Genomic DNA, 228 nt, shown 5'->3' with positions numbered 1-228 from the left:
GGGATCTCCTGCGCCTTGACCTTCTCGTCGGGGTGCTCGTCGTTCCAGGCCTTGACCACGGCGGTGCCCCAGGCGAGTTCCTGTTCGTTGTTGGAGAGCCAGATGCTGATGGGGCCGGTGCCGTCGGCTGAGCTTTCGCCGCCGCCTCCTCCGGCCGAGCATCCGGTGGCGATGAGAGCGGTGGCGCCGATCAAGGCGATTGCGCGGAGCTTCTTCATGGTGTCCTCC

At 66.7% G+C, this 228-nt stretch carries 1 pseudogene; it reads right to left on the bottom strand.

Annotation, left to right across the window (positions count from 1 at the left end):
• Positions 1–218 (bottom strand): annotated as a pseudogene (locus L687_RS37620) (sugar ABC transporter substrate-binding protein); the annotation flags it as partial.
• Between the last annotated feature and the right edge of the window lie 10 nt (positions 219–228).

Source organism: Microbacterium maritypicum MF109, assembly GCF_000455825.1.
GTDB lineage: Bacteria > Actinomycetota > Actinomycetes > Actinomycetales > Microbacteriaceae > Microbacterium > Microbacterium maritypicum_A.
This window is presented reverse-complemented; position numbering and strand designations above follow the sequence as displayed.